This is a genomic window from uncultured Abiotrophia sp., assembly GCF_963520105.1.
In the GTDB taxonomy this organism is placed as follows: Bacteria; Bacillota; Bacilli; order Lactobacillales; family Aerococcaceae; genus Abiotrophia.
The window spans coordinates 131,855-154,222 of the sequence record NZ_CAUQPN010000001.1 but is presented as its reverse complement, the minus strand read 5'-3'; the positions used below and the strand labels follow the sequence as shown (position 1 = coordinate 154,222).

20 protein-coding genes are annotated in these 22,368 nt (G+C 44.5%); 2 read left to right on the top strand and 18 right to left on the bottom strand.

The annotated features are described in order from the left end of the window. Window positions 1-161 precede the first annotated feature (161 nt). The 14 genes from RWO08_RS00690 to RWO08_RS00625 all read right to left on the bottom strand — a co-directional run bounded on the left by RWO08_RS00690 (window position 162) and on the right by RWO08_RS00625 (window position 17,115). Window positions 162-902 (bottom strand): esterase family protein, encoded by a 741-nt coding sequence (locus RWO08_RS00690; protein WP_070755237.1) that lies wholly within the window; start codon window positions 900-902, stop codon window positions 162-164. Between the two features lie 3 nt (window positions 903-905). Beyond that, window positions 906-2,081 (bottom strand): carbamoyl phosphate synthase large subunit, encoded by a 1,176-nt coding sequence (locus RWO08_RS00685; RefSeq protein ID WP_311464983.1) that lies wholly within the window; start codon window positions 2,079-2,081, stop codon window positions 906-908. Window positions 2,082-2,246: 165 nt separating this feature from the next. After that, window positions 2,247-2,885: a uracil phosphoribosyltransferase gene (upp, locus tag RWO08_RS00680; protein ID WP_023391095.1), complete on the bottom strand. Its 639-nt coding sequence runs from the start codon at window positions 2,883-2,885 to the stop codon at window positions 2,247-2,249. A 30-nt stretch (window positions 2,886-2,915) separates the two neighbouring features. Further along, window positions 2,916-4,145 carry a serine hydroxymethyltransferase gene (glyA, locus tag RWO08_RS00675; protein ID WP_291428816.1) on the bottom strand — a complete coding sequence of 410 codons (1,230 nt, stop codon included), beginning with the start codon at window positions 4,143-4,145 and terminating at the stop codon, window positions 2,916-2,918. 50 nt (window positions 4,146-4,195) lie between these two features. Continuing rightward, entirely contained in the window at window positions 4,196-5,218 is a 1,023-nt protein-coding gene (locus RWO08_RS00670) for an L-threonylcarbamoyladenylate synthase (RefSeq protein WP_314211011.1), read from the bottom strand. A 19-nt stretch (window positions 5,219-5,237) separates the two neighbouring features. Beyond that, complete coding sequence (gene prmC, locus RWO08_RS00665; RefSeq protein ID WP_314211010.1) at window positions 5,238-6,101, bottom strand: peptide chain release factor N(5)-glutamine methyltransferase; 864 nt, start codon at window positions 6,099-6,101, stop codon at window positions 5,238-5,240. Next, window positions 6,085-7,164: a peptide chain release factor 1 gene (prfA, locus tag RWO08_RS00660; RefSeq protein ID WP_070755231.1), complete on the bottom strand. Its 1,080-nt coding sequence runs from the start codon at window positions 7,162-7,164 to the stop codon at window positions 6,085-6,087. The genes prmC and prfA overlap by 17 nt, the downstream gene beginning before the upstream one ends. 11 nt (window positions 7,165-7,175) lie before the next feature. Next, window positions 7,176-7,751, bottom strand: a complete 576-nt coding sequence (locus RWO08_RS00655) for a thymidine kinase (RefSeq protein ID WP_291454503.1) — start codon at window positions 7,749-7,751, stop codon at window positions 7,176-7,178. A gap of 199 nt (window positions 7,752-7,950) precedes the next feature. Beyond that, window positions 7,951-8,982 (bottom strand): branched-chain amino acid aminotransferase, encoded by a 1,032-nt coding sequence (locus RWO08_RS00650; protein WP_314062542.1) that lies wholly within the window; start codon window positions 8,980-8,982, stop codon window positions 7,951-7,953. Between the two features lie 28 nt (window positions 8,983-9,010). Continuing rightward, window positions 9,011-10,102, bottom strand: a complete 1,092-nt coding sequence (locus RWO08_RS00645) for a PTS sugar transporter subunit IIC (RefSeq protein WP_311465576.1) — start codon at window positions 10,100-10,102, stop codon at window positions 9,011-9,013. Between the two features lie 264 nt (window positions 10,103-10,366). Further along, complete coding sequence (locus tag RWO08_RS00640; protein WP_314211009.1) at window positions 10,367-11,038, bottom strand: adenosylcobyric acid synthase; 672 nt, start codon at window positions 11,036-11,038, stop codon at window positions 10,367-10,369. Window positions 11,039-11,057: 19 nt separating this feature from the next. Next, a complete protein-coding gene (locus RWO08_RS00635) occupies window positions 11,058-12,398 on the bottom strand; it encodes a Mur ligase family protein (RefSeq protein ID WP_314211008.1) in 1,341 nt (446 codons plus the stop codon). A gap of 177 nt (window positions 12,399-12,575) precedes the next feature. Beyond that, a complete protein-coding gene (locus RWO08_RS00630) occupies window positions 12,576-14,687 on the bottom strand; it encodes a PBP1A family penicillin-binding protein (protein WP_314211007.1) in 2,112 nt (703 codons plus the stop codon). 217 nt (window positions 14,688-14,904) lie between these two features. Beyond that, window positions 14,905-17,115: an alpha-galactosidase gene (locus RWO08_RS00625; RefSeq protein ID WP_314211006.1), complete on the bottom strand. Its 2,211-nt coding sequence runs from the start codon at window positions 17,113-17,115 to the stop codon at window positions 14,905-14,907. A gap of 259 nt (window positions 17,116-17,374) precedes the next feature. On the opposite strand from RWO08_RS00625, the gene RWO08_RS00620 reads away from it, so the two are divergent. Continuing rightward, entirely contained in the window at window positions 17,375-18,205 is an 831-nt protein-coding gene (locus tag RWO08_RS00620) for an AraC family transcriptional regulator (RefSeq protein WP_314211005.1), read from the top strand. Window positions 18,206-18,234: 29 nt separating this feature from the next. Here RWO08_RS00620 and RWO08_RS00615 read toward each other — a convergent pair whose 3' ends face one another. The 4 genes from RWO08_RS00615 to RWO08_RS00600 form a co-directional block, all read right to left on the bottom strand. Continuing rightward, on the bottom strand, window positions 18,235-19,074 hold the full coding sequence (locus RWO08_RS00615) for a DUF368 domain-containing protein (protein WP_399495689.1): 840 nt from the start codon (window positions 19,072-19,074) through the stop codon (window positions 18,235-18,237). 183 nt (window positions 19,075-19,257) lie between these two features. After that, window positions 19,258-20,391, bottom strand: a complete 1,134-nt coding sequence (locus RWO08_RS00610; RefSeq protein ID WP_291454930.1) for an ATP-grasp domain-containing protein — start codon at window positions 20,389-20,391, stop codon at window positions 19,258-19,260. Window positions 20,392-20,467: 76 nt separating this feature from the next. Beyond that, window positions 20,468-21,160, bottom strand: coding sequence for a glycoside hydrolase family 73 protein (locus tag RWO08_RS00605; protein WP_311464952.1), 693 nt, complete (start codon window positions 21,158-21,160; stop codon window positions 20,468-20,470). Between the two features lie 37 nt (window positions 21,161-21,197). Continuing rightward, window positions 21,198-21,716 carry a hypothetical protein gene (locus RWO08_RS00600; protein WP_070755222.1) on the bottom strand — a complete coding sequence of 173 codons (519 nt, stop codon included), beginning with the start codon at window positions 21,714-21,716 and terminating at the stop codon, window positions 21,198-21,200. 135 nt (window positions 21,717-21,851) lie between these two features. Here RWO08_RS00600 and RWO08_RS00595 point away from each other — a divergent pair, with 135 nt between their 5' ends. Beyond that, the gene (locus RWO08_RS00595; RefSeq protein WP_070755221.1) at window positions 21,852-22,361 is read left to right on the top strand and encodes an aromatic acid exporter family protein; all 510 of its coding nucleotides are present in this window, start codon (window positions 21,852-21,854) and stop codon (window positions 22,359-22,361) included. The last annotated feature ends 7 nt before the right edge of the window (window positions 22,362-22,368 follow it).

Here is a 22,368-nt window from a genome sequence, read left to right as displayed (position 1 = left end):
CCATGGCATTTACATGAAATCTCCATCTATTTTTCATTGATTTACATCCGTTATTCTAGCTGTTTTTATCTTCCTTTTCCAAATCAGCCGATTAACTACCCTATTTTAAGAATAAAGAGGCAAACTAAAAAGGCTAGGAAAGACTCCTAACCTCATTTATCTTATAAACCTAAACGACTCAAGAAATATGGCATCTGCACGCGCCACCATGGCCAGTCATGGGCTACATCGCCGCCCCACTCGTCAAACCAAGCAGGCACTCCCTTCATTTCTAGGGCTTCCTTTACCTTATAGAAGGATGGCAGACCATCGTGTTCCCAAGGCCCATGCCCGGTACAGACAATAATATTGGATTGACGATATTGATCCAGGAACCAAGGATCGTGTTGATTGAAGACATAATCACTTGGCGAATTAGAATAAATTGCCACGTCATCGCCATATTCCCCTACAAAGAAACGTGCATCATAGACCCCACTCAAGGCAATCACCCCGCGGAAAACATCTGGATGCTGTAAGAAGAAGTTGAGCGCATGATAGGCCCCCATACTGCAACCTGTCGTCATCATTGGATCAAACCAGCCCGTTTTATGCTTAATAAAAGGAATCGCCTCGCTAATGACATAACGCTCATAAGCCCGATGCATTTCAGCCCGATCGTGAGGGTATTTCCAGTCAGCCAACCAGCTCTCACTGTCCACACTAGCCAAGGTGAAAAATTGAACCCGTCCTGCCTCAATGGAATCGCGACAGGCATCAATCATGCCGAAGTCGGCATATTCATTGTGGGTTCCGCCTGATGAAGGAAAAACCACAATTGGTAGTCCAGCATGACCATAGCGGTTGAGGGGCATTTCGCGATTGAGTTGACCACTCCAGTGACTTAACCATTCTACGTGCATTTATTATTGTCCTCCTTGTTTCTTGTGTACATAATGACCTACTTCTTCAACTTCTTCTTGCGTATCCGCTAGAATGACTAAGAACTCATTCCCCATAATAGCCGAAAAAGCATCTGGCAAGCGATCAACCATTTTCACACGGTCACCGTATTTTGCTCGGATCTCATCAACGTTATGTTCATACGCCAACTCGTCACGACGTGAGATACCTACCCCGTAATGTCGATCATAGCTTGGAGTTTCTTCTAGCCTTCCAGTTACGATATCGGCGTAGATAGCATAGAGATCACAACCATAAGCATAGTTATAGAGATCGATTGTGTAACCGCCAGCTAGTCGGTTATTATACTCGATGGCTACGTAGTCTCCCTTTTTACGACGGAAGAATTCAATATGGAAGAAGCGTTCCTTCATTCCAAAGGCCTTAACTGCCGCTTGGCCGTATGCAGCCAACTGAGCTTCTACATCCTTTTGAACAATATTCGTATAATCGCATTGACCCTCAATCAATTCTAGGGTTGGCAAGGAATAGACAAAGCTCGTTGAGAAAACAATCTGTCCTTTTTCATCAACTAAACCATCAAATGTGCAGAGTTCCGCATCCAAGACATAAGGCTCCACAAAATAGGGAATGGATTGGTCCCACTCGGACAAGAAGGTTGCAACATCTTCTTTGGTCTCAAGTCGATAGGTTGCTGCGGTTCCTACTCCACGGTCAGGTTTTGCTACTGCAGGGAGGCCAGCTTCCTTCAAAGCTTTATTGAGTTGACTTTCATTTTTGATTAGATAACCTGGCACCACTGGAACGCCAGCTTTCTCAAATAACTTCTTCATTTTTGACTTGTACTTGGTTTTTTCTAAATCACGAGGCTTAACCCCAGGTACGTTGAATTGCTCGCGCAAGGCAGCGTCTAACTCTAACCAGTACTCATTGTTAGATTCCAAACGATCAATTGGGCCATGCTTATAAATTAAGAAAGCTACCGCACGCTTCACTTCATCAAGGTTCTCCATATCCTCGACGCGGTAGTATTCAGTGAGGCTTTCACGTAACTCTGGTGAGAGCCAGTCATAGGGCTCTGTGCCAATCCCCAATACATTCACACCACGCTCTTTAAGTCGAATTGCGAAATTCTGGAGGTTTTTAGGGAAATGGGGGGACATCATCAAGTAATTCATAGTTTCACCTCAGTATAATTATTAAATATAAATTAGAATATCATGTATTTTGAATGAATACAAGTACTAAAGTAAGAAAAGGCCAATTTCTTGATCCAAATGTTCGGAACGCGTAACAAATGGCATAATAAAAAGGCTAGGAAATCTCTTCCTAGCCTTTCTTCCTTATTTAGTACCAAAAATACGGTCACCCGCATCTCCAAGCCCTGGCAAGATATAGCCGTGCTCATTGAGGCGTTCATCTAGCGCCGCCATATAGATATCCACATCTGGATGCGCCGCCTGTAAAGCTGCTACCCCTTCTGGTGCAGCAACTAAACAAGAAAAGGTGATATTTTCTGGCTTGACGCCATACTTTTTCATCAGAAGGTCTAGCGCAGCAATAGCTGAACCACCTGTCGCTAACATTGGATCCACAACAAAGACGCGACGTTCTTGAATATCTTGCGGTAACTTAGCAAAGTACTCAATTGGCTCTAGGGTTTCGTGGTCACGATAGAGACCAATATGCCCCACACGTGCAGCAGGCACTAAGTCCAAAATCCCATCGACCATTCCCAAGCCAGCTCTTAGGATTGGAATAATCGCCATTTTCTTCCCGGCAATCCGCTTTTGAGTAGTTTCAACTAACGGCGTTTCGATGACTACATCTTCTACTGGCAAATCACGTGTAATCTCATAAGCCATAAGCATAGAGATTTCGTTGGTTACTTCGCGAAAAGCCTTGGTAGAGGTATTTTTATCACGAATAATGGTTAGTTTGTGCTGAATCAGTGGGTGGTTAATTACTACGCATTTTGCCATCTTAGTCTCTCCTTTTCTGAGTCAATCAATTTAAGCTTGATAAAGTGGTAAGCCAGCAACGAGTTCTTTAACTTCTTGACGGATAGCCGCCAATTGGTCGTCAGAAGCTGTTAAGGTCTTGAGAATCAGACGGGCAACAGTCTGAGCTTGCGCTTCTTTCATGCCACGCGTTGTAATAGCAGATGTCCCAATTCGAATACCACTTGGATCAATGAAGGAACGGCTATCATTAGGAATCGAATTCTTGTTAACGGTAATCCCTACCTGATCTAAACGCTCTTGTGCTTCTTTCCCTGTCACACCTAGTGGTGTCACATCAAGATTGAAGAGGTGATTATCAGTTCCACCAGACACAACCCGTAGAGGGCTGTCTAAGAAAACCTCTACCATGGCTTGAGCATTCTTAATCACCTGCGCTGCATAAGTCTTAAAACTTGGTTGCAAAGCTTCTAAGAGGGCAACAGCCTTAGCTGCTACCACATGCTCCAGCGGTCCCCCTTGAATACCTGGGAAGATGGCCATATTGAGTTGTTTAGCATACTGGGCCTTAGCTAAAATCAAGCCACCACGAGGGCCCCGTAAGGTTTTATGGGTCGTCGTTGTTACCACATCCGCATAAGGCACTGGGTTAGGATGGAGACCTGCCGCAACTAAGCCAGCAATATGGGCCATATCCACAAAGTAGATAGCTCCTACTTTCTTAGCAATTTGACCAATACGTTCAAAGTCAATGGTCCGAGAATAAGCAGATGCCCCTGCAATAATCATTTTAGGTTTTACAGCCTCAGCCTGAGCTTCTAGCGCTTGATAATCAATCAATTCAGTAACAGGGTCTACACCATAAGCATGCATCTCATAAGACTGGCCAGAGAAATTAACAGGCGAACCATGAGTTAAGTGGCCACCTTGTGATAGGTCCATACCTAAGACACGATCGCCTACATTAAGGAAAGCCCGATAAACAGCAAGGTTGGCAGATGAACCGGAGTGGGGTTGCACGTTGGCGTATTCTGCACCAAAAAGTTCTTTCGCTCGATCAATCGCTGCTTGTTCAATGACATCAATGTATTCACAGCCACCATAATAGCGTCGACCTGGATAACCTTCGGCGTATTTGTTGGTTAAGACACTCCCTTGTGCCTTAAGGACTGCAGGTGATACAAAGTTTTCTGAGGCAATCAATTCAATTCCTTCTAATTGCCGCCGTTCTTCACGTTCAATAGTATCAAAAACCAAGGCATCATGTAATCTCTCAGTCATAGGTAACCTCCTTCTTGGTTGACTCCCGCCAACCTATGTTCTGCTTTCTATTATAACATACTTGTGGCTGCTTTGTTCAACCGATTCATATAGGCATGATATTTTTCTGAATCTAGCACTGCTTGAGCTAAAATCCAGTCACAATCACTCGCCTCCAAAGCCCGCAGGCCGGCATATAGTTGACGGGTAGCACTGTCCGCATCATTAGGCTGACCTAAAGAGTAGGTCGCTATAACTGGACTTTGCTGACCTAAGGCTTGGATAATAGACTCATCTGCCAACAAACCGACTCTTCCTCCCTTAGCAACTAGCTTTGCATGAAGGTTGGCGAGATCTTCAGAAGACTCAAACAAAAACACAGCTTGTTTAGGGCTATAATGGCGATATTTAACGCCTGGTGATTGGATCTGAGGAGCAGCTAATTGCTCTGTTACTGAAAATTCTTGAACCTTTGGACATACTTGCTTCAGCATGGATTGGGTGATAGCACCTGGCCGTAGAATGATTAAACGGTCTGACATAGGGCGGACCACCGTCGACTCCACTCCGATTTGGGCTTGATCCGTATCCCCTGCCACTACGCCAGCGATGACTCCATCAAAATCCTGCATGACATGGTCGACGCATGTTGGACTAGGTTTGCCCGATAAGTTAGCGCTTGGCCCAACTAGCGGCGCCCCCACTAAGTCGATTAGACGTAAGGCTGAATGCTGGTTAGGCATGCGGAAAGCAACCGTTTCTTGGCCATTATTAACGTTTGCCGGAAAAACACCAGGCTTAACAGGCAGAATAATGGTTAAAGGGCCTGGCCAAAAGCGTTCCATTAGCTCTTTGGCTAATTCAGGAACCTCTGCCGCATAGTCAAAGACTTGTTGTGCATCCTTGACATGAACAATGAGTGGGTTATCACTAGGACGACCTTTTGCTTGAAAGACCTTAGCAACAGCTTGTTCCTTAGTCGCGATGGCGCCTAAACCATAAACTGTCTCGGTAGGAAAGGCGACTAGCTCACCTCTTCTTAAGAGAGCGGCCGCTTCATCCAATTCTCCCAAACGAAATTTCTTGGTTAACATTTTAGGCGGTCATCTCCTTTCATTCATTAAACTCTACTTGGACATAGCGGTCTCGGCCATTCAAATCTTGATGGCAACTAACCTTGGCTTGCGGGAAGGCTCGACGAAAAATGTCCACGACCGTCTGACCTTGTCGGAAACCAATCTCTAGAATCAAGCAAGCACTTGGCTTGAGATAGGGCCCAATTTGCTTAGCCAGTTGGCGATAGAAAGCCAAGCCCCCTTGCTCAGCAAACAATGCCATAGATGGCTCATAACGTTTAACCGACTCATCCATTAAATCTAATTCTGTCTCACTAATATAAGGAGGATTGGATACCACTAAATCGTAGGTTCGATCTTGAGGCAAGTCTTGACAGACATCCGTCACCAACCAATCAACAGTGGCCTGAAGACTTATGCCATTTTCTTTGGCAATAGCTAAGGCTTCAGGCGATAAATCGCCCGCGGTCAATTGAAGTTGTGGATGACGCAAAGCCAAACTAATGGCTAGAACGCCAGATCCCGTCCCTAAATCCAGAGCTTGACTGGCATCTGGATGCTTTTCTAACCAGGTGGCCGCCAAATCTAAGATGCCCGCCGTATCTTCCCGTGGAATTAAGACGGCTGGGGTCACCTTAAAACGGCGACCATCAAAGTCTTCATAACCTAAAATATACTGCAAGGGCTCATGTGTCACTAGGCGATTTAAAACCTCTTGAAAGGCCTCATAGACCTCCTGGTTAGGAACCTGATGAAGCTGTCTGACCAAGTCCGTTAAAGTCCAATCAAAGACACGCAACCAATAAGACTGGGCTAGGGTGCCATCAAACCCTCTTTCCTCCAAAAAAACTGAAGCACTCTTGAGTACTTCAGCCAGGCTTGCATTAGATTTGAGGGCCATTTAGCTCCTCCAATTTTTGGGTTTGGTCGAAGAGAACTAACCCGTCGATAATTTCATCTAATTTCCCCGACATAATGGCATCGAGTTGTTGAATAGTTAAGCCAATGCGGTGGTCTGTTACCCGGTTTTGTGGGTAGTTGTAGGTCCGAATCCGTTCAGAACGGTCACCAGTACCGACAGCTAATTTACGGTTAGAATCATATTCTGCCTGAGCTTCTGATTGGAGCATATCATAGACACGAGCACGCAAGACCTTCATGGCCTTCTCCCGGTTCTTAAGTTGGCTCCGCTCATCTTGCATCGCAACGACCACCCCAGTTGGTAAGTGAGTCAAGCGAACAGCAGAGGCAGTCTTGTTAACGTGCTGACCGCCGGCCCCACTAGCATGATAGATATCTACCCGGATATCGGCATCCTTGAGGTCTAAGTCGACTTCTTCTGCCTCAGGCATCACGACTACGGTTGCGGTAGAGGTGTGCACGCGGCCTTGAGATTCCGTCTCGGGTACCCGTTGAACACGGTGAGCCCCGTTTTCGAATTTAAGCTTGCTATAAACCTTATGCCCTGTAATCATGAGGCTGACTTCCTTATAGCCTCCGATACCGGTAATATTAGCATCTAAGACTTCAACCTTCCAACCTTGACTGTCAGCGTATCGCGTATACATATTGAGTAGGTCACCGGCAAAGAGTTGCGCTTCATCCCCACCCGCTGCACCACGGATTTCCATGATAATATTTTTGCCATCATTTGGATCTTCAGGCAACATCATGACTTTAATTTCTTCTTCTAGACGAGGTTTTTCAGCCTTTAATTCTGCCAATTCCATTTTAGCCAATTCAGCCATATCAGCGTCTAAGCCTTCACCTAGCATATCTTCGGTATCTTTAATTTCTTGTTGGACCTGCTTGTAGCGTTTGATCTTTGCTACCTTAGGGCTCAGGTCCGATTCTTCAATAGTCAGTTCCCGCAAACGTTTGGAGTCCGAGATGACTTCTGGGTCACTGAGTAATTCGTGTAATTCCTCAAAACGAAAAATGAGGGCATCCAATTGTTCAAACATAGTGGTCTCCTTTACTTAATTAATCCGGGATTCTTGTAACAGCGACGGCAAACCGGGTAGTAAGACTCGTTTCCCCCGATTTGAATTTGTTCACCTTGATAAACAGGCTTGCCATCTGAAATCCGCAAATTCATTATGGCCTTGCGGTGGCAGAACCAACAGATGGTTTTAATTTCTTCAATCTTATCAGCGTAGAGCAAGAGATATTTTGACCCTTCAAAAAGTTCATTGGTGAAGTCATTTTTAAGGCCAAAGCACATGACTGGAATATCAAGTTCATCCACTACTCGCGCTAGCTGCAAAATGTGTTCTTTGCTGAGAAATTGCGATTCGTCAATTAAGATGCAGTAACGCTTAGGCGTCAAATCCTTAATAGTCTCAAATAGGTCCATGTCCTCTGTAATAGGCGTGGCTTGGCGTTGGAAACCTGCCCGACTATTGACAATTCCTACGTCAACGCGCGTATCAATGGCACTGGTAAAAAGTTCAACCGGTTTATTTTGTTCTTCGTAGTTATGGGCCACCTTAATAATCTCAATCGATTTCCCACTATTCATGGCGCCATACTTAAAATAAAACTGTGCCACACTAAGCATCCTTTCTTGGGTATTTTTAAGCGCAAATTTCACTGTCCCAACTAGTAATGATAAGGGAAAAGAGCTCAATAGTCAATCAAAGAATCAGCAAAGCTAGCTAGCTCAACCCATCTGAAATTCTATCCTTCTGAACCTATAATTTTTCCATAACAAAAAGGCAGGAACTTGAGTTCCTGCCCCTTAATCCTGATTATTTAACTGGTACTTTTTGAATCCAGCCTTCTGGAGCTTCAACATCTCCGTATTGGATGCCCACTAATTCATCATAAAGACGTTTAGTGATTGGCCCCACTTCTGTTTCAGAATGGAAGACATACTTCTTATCACCAACTGTGATTGAGCCAACTGGGCTGATAACGGCAGCCGTCCCACAAGCACCAGCTTCTACGTATTGATCTAATTGATCAACATACACATCGCCTTCTTCTACTTCCAAGCCCAAGCGTTCTTTGGCTAAGTATAAGAGTGAATACTTGGTAATAGATGGCAAGATAGAAGGAGATAATGGCGTAACGAATTTCTTATCCTTAGTAATCCCGAAGAAGTTAGCAGCCCCAACCTCCTCAATCTTAGTCTTGGTTGCTGGGTCCAAATAGATAGCGTCAGTATAACCATCTAATTTAGCCTTCTTACCTGGATAGAGGCTGGCAGCATAGTTACCTGCTACCTTAGCAGCCCCTGTCCCTTGTGGCGCTGCACGGTCATAATCCGATACAACAAAGTTACTTGGAGTTAATCCACCCTTGAAGTAGGCACCTACAGGAGATACATAAATTCCGAAGAGGTATTCATCTGCAGGTGAAACCCCAATTGATGCTCCCAAGCCGATGAGGAAAGGACGGATATAAAGTGTCGCGCCTGATTCATAAGGTGGCACCCAATCCGCATTAGCTGCTACCACCTCTTTAACTGCTTCAACAAACCAATCCTCTGGGTAGGCCGGCATCAAGAGACGCTCAGCAGAACGGCGCATACGCGCCGCATTTTGATCAACGCGGAAAAGGTTAATTTCACCAGATTTGGTGCGGTAAGCCTTCAAACCTTCAAAACATGTTTGACCATAGTGTAAAACGTTAGCCGCTTCACTCATGGTAATGGTGGCATCTTCTGTAATGCCGCCCTTTTCCCAAGCACCATTGCGGTAGTATGCACGGTAACGTTTGCCTGTATCGGTATAGCCGAAACCTAGATTATTCCAATCCATTTGTTCTGGTGTTGTCATTGTCTATTCCTCCAATATAATAATGAGATTAGTTAGAACCTTTGAATACGAAAATTTCTTCATCATAGAGTTTCAAGACTTTGGTGAAGAGGAAGTGAACTAGGAAAGTTACCACTGCTGGCACAGCCACCCAGATGAGGAGCATGAGTAAGAAGTTATTTCCTAAACTTGGTAAGGAAGCGATTGGGCCAACCAAACCAACTAAACCGAAACCAGAGGTTTGTGGTGTCCCTGTCAAGTTAAAGACTGGAACCAAAACAGCTGTAATAGCTGAAGATAAGAGAAGCCCGGCTGACATAATTGGATGAGTCAGATAGTTAGGCATCATCATTTTCATAGCCCCCAAAGCAATCGCTGTTGGAACACCTGGCTTATTCTTCTTATGAGTTGCCCAGACTAAGTATAGAGCCGTAGTCCCGACCCCCATAGAGGCCGCCCCAGCTGATAGGCCAGATAATGAAATAGCTAAGCCAATCGCGACGGTTGAAATTGGGGTTAAGATTAAGATAGCAAAAGACATACAAATTAAGATACTCATTACGAATGGTTGATATTGTACGAAGGTTTCAATTACGTGACCAATCGTATCTGTCACTTGTTTAACATATGGAAGGAGCTTGTAACCAAGTAAACCGACTCCGGAACCTACCACAATTGGTAAGAGGATAATTTCTAGCGCACCGAAGTGGTGACCCACTAACTGGATGACAGCTACCGCAAGAGCTGCCGTTACCATAGCATTAATCAAATCTCCTGTCCCGGCAAGTTGGAAGATTTGGCCTGTCTTGTCACCGATGGTTGCTTCAACCGCTTTCCAAGCGCCAGACCCGATAAAGGTAGCCCCACCGACCGCAATCATCTGCATTGGCTTCATATTGAATTGATGTGCAATCAAGAACCCGGCCATAACAGGAATGAAGAACTGGAAGATGGTAATAATATTTAAGTAGTCCACTAAATATGGCTTAATAGCAGGGTAATTGCTCTGAAGGGCTGTGAGCGCCGCCTTCAAGACTGCATTAGGAATCAAAGCTACTACGATAGCAATGGCTGTCCCATTCAATACATTGTTTATAAAATTATAGGCAGACGATTTGGTCTTTTCATTCGTCATAGAGATACCTCTTTTCTTTTTAGGATGCCATAATTTTAACGTATTTCTAATCTTATTGCAAGGTAGTTTTTCATTTTTCTGAAAATAATCCTTAGATGGACAAACACAGAAGTCAAAGCTAGTAACTAGTTATCACGAACTTCTCATTTAATTACCTACATCCTGAGATTATATTTGTGAAATTTCTTCAGAAATTCGCCATCACCTCTTACTTAAGGCACAAGAAAAGAGACTAGGCGACTAGTCTCTCTTTAATCCTTTATAGCTGGCTCAGACTTTTGAAGCCTTCTTAGCTTCATGATTGGCAATAGCCAATGCTACCAAATGTTTTGCTAAACCTTCATTCCGTACTAGAAGCGGGCCGTGGAAATAGCTACCATAAGTATTGCGATAGTGCATACCCTCGGTTTTGTCTTGGCCATTGTTCCCATGACCGGTCACTACGCGACCAAGCGGTGCTTGATTGGGACCTAGTGTGGTCACCCCATTATGATTTTCAAAGCCATAATAAGTCACTTGATTGACTTCATCATAGATTTCAATATCCCCGATGAAGCGAGTGCCTTCTTGGCGTTCTGTCTTATGTGGAAAAATACCTAGGCATTCAATTCTCTGCCCTTCTGCTGTCATATAGTATTGACCCAAAAATTGGAAGCCACCACAAATGGCAAGCAAGACGCCATCTGATTCAATATAACGCTCTAATTCATCCTTTAGACGGCCAATATCGCGCGCAATAATCCCCTGCTCGTAATCCTGCCCACCACCAATAAAGACGATATCGTAGTCATCCGCCTTAAAATCATCACCTAGACTGACCAATTTTGTTTCTACTTGATAGCCGGCTTGTTTAGCATGATACTGTAACATGAGGAGATTACCGTTATCTCCATAGGTATTCAAGAGATTGCCATAGAGATGGCAGATTCGTAAAGTTTTCATTCAATCTAGCCCTCCCGTTTTATTGTTTCAGGTAGCCCTTGGCTACTAGTAATTTACGTAAATCTAACATGGCGGTATAGGTAGCCAAGATATGAATATGAGGTGTCGTGCTCGCTTCGATAGCCGCAACAACCGCCTCAAGGCTATCTAGCTCATGGATACGCTCTGAATCAAGCCCTGCTACCTCAAGACGCTTGGTCATATCCTTAACCCGCATCCCTGCTGTATAAACTTCTTGAATTGGGAAATCAACCATCTGTTCATAATGCCCATCCCAAATCCAGCTGACGTCTGTCCCATCCGCATAGCGGTTATTGAGAATGGCCACTAGATTATAAGGTTCAGGATCTAATTTAATAAGCGCTAAGACCTGATCCAAGCCGACTGGATTCTTAACCAAGTTAAGAAGGACTTTCTTATCCCCTACTTGGAAAAACTCTTGCCGGCCGAATACCCGCTCTGCTTGCTTAAAGCCAGCTTCAATGGCCTCAGGAGATACACCAAATTCACGAGCCACACTATAGGCTGCTAAGGCATTATAGATATTATAGAGCCCTGCTACTGGAATAGCGTATTCATGTCCTTCAATGGCAAAACGCGAATGAGTCAGCGCTAATTCTTCCAGAGCCGTCACGCGATAATTTAAATCTGGACGTTTGAAGCCACAATGCGGGCAATAGTATTTCCCTAAGTTGGCATAAGTATTGCTGTGATACCGAAGGATATGCTGGCATTCTGGGCAGAGAATACCATCCGTATTATAGTGAGGCGTTACCTCATGGTCCTCTTCATGATCAAAACCGAAGTATACTCGAGGATTAGGCAAAGCCACTGAATTAAATAGAGGAGAGTCTCCATTGGCAATCACAGTCGATTCTGGCACTTGCTTAGCAGCGTCCGCCATGAGTTTATAAATAGTATAGATTTCGCCATAGCGGTCCATTTGATCTCGAAAGACGTTGGTGTGGACAAAAGCCTTAGGAGCTAGTGCCTTAACCACGTGTTTAAGGGAGCCCTCATCGACTTCCAGAACGGCTACACCTCGTTGCCCTTTAGGTAAGGCAGGCGCAGACAGGAAGGTGGACACAATCCCTTGCTTCATATTAGAACCTGTTGGATTAGTCAGGATGTGGTCGTAAGACTGAGCTAAGGCGTGTACCGTTAGTGCTGTCGTTAAGGTCTTACCGTTAGTACCAGTAATAATGACGACATCATAGTTCTTTGCCAACTCGGCCAGAAGATTTGGATCTAGGGCTAGGGCCAGTTTACCTGGCAGGCTAGAACCACCACTGGTAAAGGTCGTGAGAGCCCAGCGGGTTAAGCGACCTACTCCGGTCGCTAATTTACTTCGTAAGGTCATAAAGAGACTCCTTCAACTTCAAAATTTTGGATTCATTAAGCTAATAAATAGGCCTGCAGAGGCACCTAATAAGACAAGCGCATCATAGAATTTAAGACACAAAACTCATTTTCTATTTTATCCCCCTAGCCAGTAAAAAGCAAGGACCGAGGCCCCTGCTTTCTCTAACTATCTAGCTTAAAATGGCCAGTCAATCGAGCGCCACCAATCACCCACACCACGCACAGCTTCCTTGGTGGTGAAGACAATGTCGTCCCATAGGTTACCCGCATTTTGGTTAACCCATTTGGCTCCCTGATCAATGGTTTCTCCAACATTATAGTGCTGAACTGCATCAGCAATTGGGTTGGTATCAGTTGTCATCTGCGAAGCCATTTCTAGACCAAATGAAGTCTGTGGCGATGCCGACATGAGATTAGTAGTCTGAATTGAGAAGAGCTGGCGCATACCGCTAGGCATTAAATCATCCAGTGATTGCTCCCCAGACTTATCTAAGCCTACCCAAGAAGCAATAACAAAATCTGGTGTATAGCCAATCATCCATTTATCACGAGTTGCCATGTTGCCGTCCGATACTTCCGTTGACCCTGTTTTACCCGCGATTTGACCAAAACTAGGTCCGGCACCATAACCGGTCCCATTACCACCATAAGTTTCCAGCATCATGCTAGTCATATCAGCTGCTACTCGTGGTGTCATTACCATATATTTAGTTGGGCGAGTATTCTGATAGATAATATGGCCACTGGCGTCTTTAATTTGACGAATTAAGTAGCTATCATTACGAATCCCCTTGTTGGCAAAAGCTGCATAGGCACTAGCCATCTGCAAAGGCGATACCCCTTGGCTGAGGGCGCCTAAGGCCAAGGTGAGTTGTTGGTCTTGAGCTTGAATCTTGAGACCAAATTGATCTAACTTTTGCACTGACTTACCAATCCCCAGTTGGTCCATTAAATAGACGGCCGAAGTGTTCTTACTTTGGGCTAAGGCATAATAAAGTGGGACTTGACCAGATGGATCCGTCTGACGATCATAGTTCTCCGGTGCGTAATGGTTGTTCCCATAGGATTTTACCTGGTCAGGCACCTGACTATTAATTTTATAACCCGCTTCTAGAGCAGGTTCATAAACCGCTAGTGGCTTGATCGTAGAACCCGGCGAGCGTCTCATGTCAGTTGCCCGGTTAAAACCACGGTGAACGTAGTCACCTCGCCCACCGTAGATGGCCATCACACCACCTGTTGAAGGCTCTACCACAACTGAGGCACTCTGTACTAATGGAGTTCCCGTATTATCATCTGGGAAAATCCCCTGCACTTGATAGGCAGAATCTAGCGCATTTTGGTATTCGGGATTCAGGTAGGTATAAATCTTATAGCCCTTAGCCAGCAAGTCCGCTTCAGGAATCCCTGTTTCAGCTACCGCCTCATCTAACACCGCATCGAAATAGGCCGGATATTGGTCCTGCTCCTTAGCCACATAGGCATCATGAAGTTCAATACCCGAAGATTTAATTGACTGCGCCGTTTGACTATCAATCACTGACTCCTGTTCCAAGAGACCAACTACTACGTTACGGCGTTCGATTGCCGCCTCGTAGTCATCAATAGGGTTAAAGAGCGATGGCCCTTTGAGAATACCTGTCAGAACCGCTGCCTCATTCCAAGACAGGCTGGCTGCCGAGTGACCAAAATAACGTTGCGAGGCATCTTCGACACCCCAGACCCCATTACCAAAGTAGGCATGATTGAGATACATCTCTAGAATCTGGTCTTTACTGAATTGCTTCTCGACTTCCAAGGCTAGGAAGAATTCCTTAAGCTTACGTTGCAAGGTTTGGTCTAAGGTCAAGAAGGCATTCTTAACCAGTTGCTGGGTCAAGGTCGAGCCGCCCCCGCCAGAGGTATTACGATTGATTACAAATCGCACTAGAGCGCGCCCTATCCCTTGGGCATCAAATCCGTTATGCTGATAAAATCGCTTGTCTTCCGTCGCCACCACCGCTTCACGTATAGTAGTAGACATCTGGTCTAAATTTATATAGGTTCCCTTCTGGGCACTCAGTGTCCCAGCTTCTTGGTCATTCTTATCATAGATGGTCGTAACCGTCTTGAGTGCATCTTGTAGCATAGCCACATTGGTCGTCTTAGCGATAAAAACCAGGTAGGTCGACATGACTAGCATGATTGACATGCCGATAAGGATTAACCATTTCCAGCCACGGTAATACCGCCAGATGCCTTTGAAGCCTTGCCAAAGACGGCTTCTAAAACTTGTTTGACTGGCCATTATGATCACCTCATTACTTCATTCATGTCCCTTATTATACTGGAAAATTACGAATTTCTTATGAATTTTGACTGCTAAGCGTGAAAATTTAAGTATTTCTTAGAAAACAACTAATAAGAAAACTTCCCATTATATCATATATGATATAATGGGAAGTTTATTTTTACCTCAAGACCTAAAAAACAGCACCTGAAACCAGGTGCTGAATGTCTAATTCTTAATCTACTAATGCCTTGACGTGGTAGAGTCGACTGGCATAGTCACCCTCCAATTGTGGAAAGACATAGAATCCTGCTTGCATCAGTTCTGCCCCGGTAGCGACAAATTCTTGCTCCTCTGATTTCACTTGATAGCGCCTTTCTGGGCGCAAGTCCTGTAACTTAAGCACCTGCAATGGCATGGAAGCTTGAGTTAGAGTCTGAGCCAACAAGACCATTGCCTGATCTTGATCTGGGCTAACCACCATCCAGGCTGTCAGCTTATCCTGGAAAGGACTTTGCAGGCGACTAAAACGACCAAACTGGAAGAGAGCACGATGTCGCTTGTAGAAGTTCACTTGTTGTCGAATGCTTTCAAGTTCTTCTTTTGGCAGTTTGGTTAAATCAAGCTCATAACCAAAATCACCAAAGTAGGCGACCTGAGCCCGAGTCGCGAGAGGGGTCACACGATGTGTCTGATGGTTAGGCACTGCGGACACATGGGCTCCCATGGTGTGCTGTGGCACCATCATAGAGGTCCCGTACTGAATCTTCAGGCGCTCTACAGCATCCGTGTTATCCGACGTCCAGGTTTGTGGCATATAGGCGAGAATACCTAAGTCAAAACGACCTCCCCCGCCTGAACAACTTTCGAATAGAATGTGAGGATAGGCCTTAGTCAACCGTTCCATGAGATCATAGACCCCCAAAGTATAACGATGAGCTACCTGTCCCTGAGCTTGGCTAGGTAAATGTAGAGCATAGACTTCAGTAAGATGACGGTTCATATCCCACTTGATATAGTCAATCGGTACTTGATTCAGGATTTTGCTAATCTGTTGGAATAGGTTATCTCGGACATCTGGATTGGCCATATTCAAGACTAATTGCTGACGACCAGGTGTCAAACTTCGATCGGGTGTCTGGATGGCCCACTCAGGATGCTCTCGAAAGAGATTACTATTTTCTGAAATCATCTCAGGTTCAAACCAGAGTCCAAACTTCATCCCTTTTCCATGGACATAATCCGATAAACCTACCAAGCCCTGTGGCAATTTACTTTCCTGTTCAAACCAATCACCCAGCGAACTATTATCATGGTTACGTTGGCCGAACCAACCATCATCTAGGACGAAGAGTTCAACTCCAAGATCAGCTGCTTGGTCAATCAAGGCATGCAATCTAGGTTGATCAAAGTCAAAATAGGTTGCCTCCCAGTTATTTATGAGAATCGGTCTTTCCACACCACGGAAGCGGCTCGGAATCAAATGCTGACTGACAAAATCATGATAAGCTTGGGATAAGCCATTCAAACCACGATTACTATAAGCCAAGACAACCTGTGGAGTTTGGAAGCTTTCCCCAGGAGCCAACTCCCAATCCATTCCTAGCGATTGAATGCCGGCCTGAAGTCGAATTTGATCATAGGAGTCCATCTGAACAGACATCTCAAAGCTGCCACTGTAAATGAGCTGGGCACCCAAAGCCTGACCTAAATGTTCAGTCGTCTCAGGCGCTACGATAGCCATATAAGGACTCTGGTGGTGGCTGCTCGTTCCTCGTTTACTATCTAGAACTTTAATACCATGATGGATAGCCTCACGCTCCACGAATCGTTCCCGAGCCCAGGTACCGTTTAAGTGGATAAGTTCTGCTTGACGTGGCGACAAATCCAATTGAAAACTGGAAATTTTCTCAATCCGACTTGTCTCACTGCCCTTATTGTGAAGAGCGACTGATCTCACCACTACTGCTTGGTCCTCAAAAATCGTATAGGATAGGACGAGTTCTAGCGATTTAAGTGCATCTTTAAGGTAGAGTTTGAGGGTGACGGCCTCTTGACCACCATCTACTTTCGTATGAGGGAGACCTTCCAAGGTTGGACTGCCCGCCACAATTTCATGACGGTCATACCGAAAATCACTGGCCGTGGAGCCATCAGCATGACGTAAGACTAGGGCTGGGTGCCGGAAATCCCCACGATTGTATTGACTATATTCATAAAGCAAATTCCCAACCGAGAAATCACGTACATCTGCTCCAAACTCGACCGACTCCACTTCAAAATCGCGATGAATCCGTGGATAAGCCGCTATGCCACTGTAATGTTCCAAGCGCTGGCCAAAATAGAGATGAGTGACATAACCAAAAAGTTCCAACTGAATCAGATATGACAGCTTCTGGTTGCGTAGGTGGAAGACTTGTTGACTACTATCGAAAATAACTTCCATTGTTTATGTGCTCCTTTCAAAAAATGAGTTTCTAGGGTTGCCTAATCCAAGAATAATTGATAAGTAAGTCCTTGTCATAATGAACTTTGTTTAAGCTAACTATAACATGTCATTCCAAGCCATCGAATAGTTAAATGTCACTTCCTTTATTCGTTTTTAAGTTATAAGATGATTTTCAGATATATAATAGCGCTTTAGAGAATATAAAGTTTGACTAATCATTAAAGCGTTTACTATAATTGAGAAAAGGAGGATCCCTATGAGCCAAGCAGAATTCTATGTCTTCCACAACAAAACGTCTATTGAACTTTATCCTATTCAATTTGGTCGCGAGGCTTGCGCCCCCTTGCATCGCATGGGACCCACGCAAACCCATAACTATCTCTTCCATTACATTCTATCTGGCCAAGGGCGCTTTTCACTGGTAGGCCAGAAGGCACAAACACTCTCTGCTGGGCAGAGTTTCTTGATGACACCTGACTGCATTTGTGCCTATGAAGCGGATGAATCCGACCCTTGGACCTATTGTTGGATTGAGTTTAATGGTCTAAAAGCTAAGTACTTTTTACAGGAAGCAGGTTTTAATACTTCTAATTATCTCTTTAAACCTAAGCAGCAGTCTGTGCAAGATAACATCATGGCACCCCTCATGCAACTGATTAATAACCCTAAGCAACATGAGTCTTTCTTAATTGGTCAACTTTACCTAGTCATGGATGCCCTGATTCGTTACTCTAATCATACGCAATTGCTACCTCAGAATGATGTTCACAACTTTTATATTCGCGAGGCCATTCGTTTTATTCAAGATCATTTTGCTGAGTCTATCTCGATTGATGATATCGCACAACATTGCAACCTGAATCGCAATTACTTTAGCAAGTTATTCAAACAGGAAATGGGCTTAACTCCTTCTCAATTTATTCTTAACTACCGCATGAATATTGCATGCCAGCTCCTAACTAATCGCCAATTATCCATCCAATCTATTGCCCGGCAAGTCGGTTATACCAATCAATTCAACTTTTCTGCTGCCTTTAAACGCGTCAAAAGTTTGGCTCCCTACGATTGGCGCAAGCTCTATGCCTAAAGAAAAGCCCGGTTTCCCGGGCTTTTGTTTTACTTATATTTTTCTTCAAGCTGGGCCATCCACCAACCCATCCCTGTCCCCAAAAGTAGGGTAAGGAAGCAGAGCAGGTATTGGAGTAAGCCAAAGCCAGTGTACTCTCTTGGAATAATCTCAATCGTTGAAGCAAGGACAATCCCAAAAATAAAATGGAAGAAGACACTGTAATGACTGCGGAAAATACGCTCAATCAGCTTAGAAAGCAAGATAATGGTCGCCAAGCCACCCAAGCCAATTGGAATCAGAACGGCTAAGTCTAACTGCTTAAATCCTGTCGCCATTTTCTCATAGAGTCCCATATAAAGGATAAAGTTAGATGGGCTAAGGCCAGGTACTAGAATCCCTAAAGCAATCAGCGCCCCGGAGATAAACCAAGAAATGAAGTTAGCCTCGACTTGGCCATTAAAGAGATGGCTACCAAACTGTAAAAGCACAATCCCAAAGATAAAAGATCCAGCTAAGACCCATAAGTCCTTGTGGCTGCGCCCTTCTTTACCAGCTTCCCGCCATAAAGCAGGCGCGGATCCTAGGATACAGCCGACAAAGAACCAAGAAACGATAGTAGCATAGTTAGCTAATAGGTAGCTGACCCCAAAGGAGAAGAGGACAATACCGAAAAGCGCCCCCAGTCCTACCGGAATAAAATAGAGGATATTTTCTTTGAAGTTCTTAGTTAGGTTGGCCAAGAAACCAATAATGCGCTCATAAATCCCAAAAATAGCAGCTAAGGCCCCGCCACTAACCCCTGGCACAATAAAACCAGAGCCAATCAGTATCCCTACCAAAAAGCGATAGAGAAAAGGTTGTTGTTTTTCTTCTTGATGTTCCACCAAATGGAAACCCTCCTTATACAATCTGTCGTTCCAGGCTGGACCTGAAACCCCTGTTCTCTAGTCTAGCGTGAATTAGCTCAGAATGCAAGGCTGGGGCTAAGTTTGGCGGATTTTTTCTTAAGGCTAGAAATGACTTCTTAACACTTATAAACAAAAATAGGTAGCCATAAGGCTACCTATTTCTTATTTTTTCAAGATATCCGTCAACTCAATCTGACGTTGACAATGAGCCAAACTTTCCCCTGTGACAATGACTTGTCCTTCTAAATCCAGAGGATTACGTCCCATTGGATTAAAGAGAGCGAAACCCCAGTCAGTCCGTAACATGTATTGGGTCATGACCTGCTCAGCATTTAAGGCTTCTAGAGGTAAGGCGATGGCCGCATCAGCCAAAGGTACTAGACTAGGCAGAGGTAATCCGACTACTGAGCGCACCATGGCTTCATAACAGGACAAGGACATGGCACCTAGAGTAAACATGGCTGCGTCCTTAGCGCCTATCTCAACACTATTAATATAGACCACGCCAGCAGAAGTCACCAGAAAATCAATGGTCATACAGCCCACTAAGGCTAAAGTCTCGACTAAATAGCGCCCCAAGCGACGGATTTCTCGCTCAACTTCTTCATGGAGTTTGACTGGGTAGCGGACCTGCGTACCACTCACTGCACTAGATTGAACTTGTTCAAATGGTGGATAGACCAGGAGTTCCCCTCGTTCGTTCCGAACCACCGACAAGGAGACTACTTTTTCGCTAGGAATCCAAGCCTCAAGTATACAGGTTCCCAAGGCAATTTTGTTTTGAGCAGCTTCATAGTCAGCCTCGCTATAAAGAATGAGATGGCTGCTCACAGCTTCAATGTGCCGTTGGGTATATTTGAGATAGCAAGGGAAGCCGATAAACTCTACTGCCTCCTTGACATCCTCTAGCGAAGTCACCATAGCAAAAGGCGCCACCAAGCAACGTTTCTCATCTAGATAGGCCTTTTCAATCAGACGGTCTGTGGCAATAGCCCGCAAGTCTTCCGATAGCGTAACATCCGTAATATCGGCTAAAACCTTAAATGCCAAATTAGACAAGAGTCCCGGCTCTACAATTACGGTATCAATACGCCCAGCGAAAAATCTCAAGGTTGCTTCATCATATGCTTCGGCCACTGTCTGCCAAGTTGCAAATTGCCGCACTAAATTATCTGGATTCAGAACTAGGCTCGCTACACGGTAGCCTAATTTCCCTGCCGCTTGAGCCAGAAGGGCAGCATGAATGCTAGAACCAATTATCCCTACTGTTTCACCTGGATAGTGTTTTTCTGGCACAGTGCCACCTCCTTTATCTCATTCACACCTTACTAGTTTACCATACTTTATAACTGAAACCTACACAATTTTAAAATTATTGATCATATTGAGTTAGTTGCCATTCTTCAATCATTGCAATTAATTTATCAGCATAATCTGGATCCGTCGCATAACCTGACGACTGCAAACCGCGAGCCTGGGACTGATAGTCCTTGGCCTCTAAGACCGCCTGGTACTGCTTAGCGTTCCAAGAAGTTCCATAGAAAATTAGTTCAGCATGCTTAACCAGGGAGTCCTCCCAAGATTTATAAACTTTGAAACGATCCACGATGGTTACCCACTCATTATTGACATACTCCTTAGTCTCTAAATCCACGCCATTAGGATCGTCTGCTGCGGCTTTGACACCAAAGAGATTGTAGTAATTAGCCGCTAACTGGCTCTGGCCGAAATCTGACTCAACCATGGCTTGGGCCAAGGAAACGCTAGCCAAAACTCCATACTCTTTCTGTAAGCGTTGAGCCGTAGGAACTAACTTTTGAACAAACGATTCACGGCTAACATGTTGAATCTGAGTATTGTTGTCAGGTTGACCGCTTCGATCTTGGATAACTTGATAGGTCAAGAACAATACCAGCATGAGTCCAATCCCCATAACGGTTCCCTTGCCTAATTTTTGATAGAGAGCTAAGCGGAATTTGCGCCAACGAGTCTTTATTTTTTTCCAGCTCCACTTGCTACTCTTCTTTTTCTTTTTAGCATAGTAGCTTTTACCTCTTTTAGTCATGGGTCACCTCCTTGGGATTTGATTTACTTAATCGTTACTACAGCTGTCCATTCAATTGGTTATCAAACCATTCCAAGAGTTTAATCTCATCGCCCTCAATTTGCTGACGAATAATGCCTGGTAACCGTAATTCTAAGACATCACTATAACCCCAGATATGATAATCAGCAATTACTTGTAAAATCATCATGTTGGATTTGCGATTTGAGCTTTCCTCATTAGGTTCGCTGTGGTGCCACTCCATACGGGCCATCCCTTGATGAATCCAACGGCGGGCTATCTGATACTTGAGATACTGGTATTCTTTGACTGGATTGGCCATGACATCACTCAGACGTTCAGCATTACGAACCACCTTTTGAACTAGCATCCATTCATAATCTGTAAAAAGGGTCGACAGAATTTTAACATTCTCATATTTCAGGCCCTGTTCTCCCTTCTTGAAGCGATCCCAGCTCTGTGCGCTAATACCCAGTTTATCTGTATAAAAAGCCTTTTCGGTTACATATTTTTCTTTGACTGCATTAAGTACGATACTGATAAGAGCTTGATTCATACTTATCACCTCATTCAATAGATTACTTGTCCTTTTATTATACACCTTTTAGGTGAACTATCAAATGGTTTGTCCCTAAGTTCTTTTTTTGATACACTTAAGCCTAAGAAAGTCTGACAAAGGAAGATACCCTATATGAAACTTAATCTCGACCTCAAATCCTTTAAAGTGGGCATGCGGACCTTCAAGACTACTATTGCGGTTGGTTTGACTATCACTCTTTTCGAACTTTTGAATCGTCAACCTGCCGTTTTGGCGGCTATCGCAGCAGTTTTCACCTTGAGGACCGAACATGAAACCTCTGTTAAATTTGGGCGCATCCGCCTCTTCGGCAATACGTTAGGTGTAGTGATTGCTATTCTGCTGACTCAGATTGCCCTCTGGATGAATCTGCCCTTACCTATCTATCGGGTTTTAGGAGCTAGCTTGGGGATTCTCTTAGTTATCGTCTTTTGTAATGCTTTCAACCACCCCGCTAGTGTCGTTAATTCAAGTGCTACCTTCTTCGTCGTCTTCCTTAACACCCCCAAGGAACACCTCTTAGATTATGGCGCTAATCGCATCTTGGACGCTATCATCGGTTCCGCCATTGCCATTATAGTCAACCGTTTGCTTCCCAATCCTCATGTCAAGAAAGAGGCCTAGAGAATTT

Excerpts from the sequence above, each read along its gene's own strand:
- RWO08_RS00690 (WP_070755237.1), bottom strand. The coding sequence starts at position 902 with ATGCACGTAGAATGGTTAAGTCACTGGAGTGGTCAACTCAATCGCGAA.
- RWO08_RS00685 (WP_311464983.1), bottom strand. The coding sequence starts at position 2,081 with ATGAATTACTTGATGATGTCCCCCCATTTCCCTAAAAACCTCCAGAAT.
- upp (WP_023391095.1), bottom strand. The coding sequence starts at position 2,885 with ATGGCAAAATGCGTAGTAATTAACCACCCACTGATTCAGCACAAACTA.
- glyA (WP_291428816.1), bottom strand. The coding sequence starts at position 4,145 with ATGACTGAGAGATTACATGATGCCTTGGTTTTTGATACTATTGAACGT.
- RWO08_RS00670 (WP_314211011.1), bottom strand. The coding sequence starts at position 5,218 with ATGTTAACCAAGAAATTTCGTTTGGGAGAATTGGATGAAGCGGCCGCT.
- prmC (WP_314211010.1), bottom strand. The coding sequence starts at position 6,101 with ATGGCCCTCAAATCTAATGCAAGCCTGGCTGAAGTACTCAAGAGTGCT.
- prfA (WP_070755231.1), bottom strand. The coding sequence starts at position 7,164 with ATGTTTGAACAATTGGATGCCCTCATTTTTCGTTTTGAGGAATTACAC.
- RWO08_RS00650 (WP_314062542.1), bottom strand. The coding sequence starts at position 8,982 with ATGACAACACCAGAACAAATGGATTGGAATAATCTAGGTTTCGGCTAT.
- RWO08_RS00640 (WP_314211009.1), bottom strand. The coding sequence starts at position 11,038 with ATGAAAACTTTACGAATCTGCCATCTCTATGGCAATCTCTTGAATACC.
- RWO08_RS00635 (WP_314211008.1), bottom strand. The coding sequence starts at position 12,398 with ATGACCTTACGAAGTAAATTAGCGACCGGAGTAGGTCGCTTAACCCGC.
- RWO08_RS00630 (WP_314211007.1), bottom strand. The coding sequence starts at position 14,687 with ATGGCCAGTCAAACAAGTTTTAGAAGCCGTCTTTGGCAAGGCTTCAAA.
- RWO08_RS00625 (WP_314211006.1), bottom strand. The coding sequence starts at position 17,115 with ATGGAAGTTATTTTCGATAGTAGTCAACAAGTCTTCCACCTACGCAAC.
- RWO08_RS00620 (WP_314211005.1), top strand. The coding sequence starts at position 17,375 with ATGAGCCAAGCAGAATTCTATGTCTTCCACAACAAAACGTCTATTGAA.
- RWO08_RS00605 (WP_311464952.1), bottom strand. The coding sequence starts at position 21,160 with ATGACTAAAAGAGGTAAAAGCTACTATGCTAAAAAGAAAAAGAAGAGT.
- RWO08_RS00600 (WP_070755222.1), bottom strand. The coding sequence starts at position 21,716 with ATGAATCAAGCTCTTATCAGTATCGTACTTAATGCAGTCAAAGAAAAA.
- RWO08_RS00595 (WP_070755221.1), top strand. The coding sequence starts at position 21,852 with ATGAAACTTAATCTCGACCTCAAATCCTTTAAAGTGGGCATGCGGACC.